Here is a 643-nt window from a genome sequence, read left to right as displayed (position 1 = left end):
GACGATGTCCACCGTCAGCCGGTCCACCGCGGTGACGCTCGCCACCGTGTCCACGTAGATGCCGTAGTTGCTGGTGGGGGCGAGGGCGCGCTGGACGCTGAACACCACGTCGTCGGCCTCGAAGCTCTCGCCGCCGGCGAAGCGCACGCCGTCGCGGAGCTGGAAGCGCCAGCGGGTGGGCTCGACCTGCTCCCAGGCAGTGGCGAGGCCCGGATAGACCCGCAGGTCATCCGCCCGGTAGGTCAGCGGCTCATAGATCTGGCTGACGACCAGGTAGGTGAAGAGCGCGTTGGTGGCGTGCGGGTCCAGCGTCGCCGCGTCCACGCTGGTGGCGGCGCGGAAAATCCGCTGGGGCGCCTGGGCGAGGGCGGGCCCGGAGAGGCCTGTTGCAACGGCCATTGCCGCCAGAACATTACGATACCACATTCGGGCCTCCCGCTGGAAACCCCGCGAGAGTGACCCCTGCGACAAGATGTCGCAATCCGTCGACCCTTCCAGTATATTGCATCCAAGACAGAATTGTCCCCGACCTGATTTTCCTGGGAGATGCCGAGACCATGCGCCGCAGTGCCCGATTCCTGACCCTCCTGGCCGCCGCCGCCCTGGCGCTGGCGCCGGCCCTTGCCGATGCACGCCCGGGGGG

At 68.4% G+C, this 643-nt stretch carries 2 protein-coding genes; one reads left to right on the top strand and one right to left on the bottom strand.

The window, feature by feature from the left end; all coding sequences use genetic code 11:
- Nucleotides 1-426 (bottom strand): ABC transporter substrate-binding protein (locus AC1DWF_RS35550; RefSeq protein ID WP_476843158.1); only part of this gene is annotated, 426 nt, incomplete at its 3' end.
- A 29-nt stretch (nucleotides 427-455) separates the two neighbouring features.
- Between AC1DWF_RS35550 and AC1DWF_RS35545 the strand changes: the two genes are divergently transcribed.
- The coding region (locus AC1DWF_RS35545) for a hypothetical protein (RefSeq protein ID WP_476843157.1) at nucleotides 456-643 on the top strand (188 nt) is incomplete at its 3' end.

Source organism: Aminobacter sp. P4_D5, from assembly GCF_056401815.1.
Note: the sequence above shows the minus strand (reverse complement) of the source record. Positions and strands in the feature narration are given on the sequence as shown.